At 40.4% G+C, this 736-nt stretch carries 1 pseudogene; it reads left to right on the top strand.

Going from position 1 to position 736, the window contains the following annotated elements:
• Window positions 1-45 precede the first annotated feature (45 nt).
• Window positions 46-736: pseudogene (locus KGF70_RS17535) on the top strand (IS5 family transposase); the annotation flags it as partial.

Below are 736 nucleotides of genomic sequence, written 5' to 3'. Positions count from 1 at the left end.
AAATCTAGCTAATTTGGTATGATAGTTCAAAAAAGGTGATCAGTAATGAATTATCCCAGTAATATTTCTCGCCGACAATTTGAACTAGTCCGTCCCATTTTAGAAGGTGCACGACAATCAACCAGACCACGGAAATATGATCTTTACGACTTATTTTGCGCGGTGGCCTATGTTTTAAAAACCGGCTGTCAGTGGCGGCAGTTACCAGTTGATTTTCCTCGTTGGCAATCGGTTTATTATTATTATCGAGTATGGTCTGAAGAACAAGTCCTTGATGAACCTTCTATTTTGGATCAATGCTTAAAAAAATTGTCTTTACCCTACGGGAAAAACAGTCGCGCTCGGCTAAAACATCTTTTATAATAATTGACGCCCAAAGTGTTAAAAATACTGATACCGCCAAGCATCATGGTTACGACGGTGGTAAACGAATATCTGGAATAAAACGTCACTTAGCTGTTGATATTAACGGTTTGCCACAAGCAATCCATATCACTACTGCCAATGTTTCTGACCGTGATGGGGCTAGTGCCATGCTAGCGCTAAACTGTGAACATTTACAACAAGTTAAATCAGTTCTTGTTGATGATGGGTACACCGGGGACAACTTCGCCGCCACTGTTCAATCCAATTTAAAAGCCACCGTACAGGTGGCTAAACGCAATGAGCTACATAAATTTGAAGTGTTACCACAACGCTGGATTATTGAGCGTTCTTTCAGTTGGTTAGATAAATG

The sequence above is a fragment of the Lactiplantibacillus sp. 7.2.4 genome (assembly GCF_018991185.1).
GTDB classification, from domain to species: Bacteria; Bacillota; Bacilli; order Lactobacillales; family Lactobacillaceae; genus Lactiplantibacillus; species Lactiplantibacillus pentosus.
This window is presented reverse-complemented; position numbering and strand designations above follow the sequence as displayed.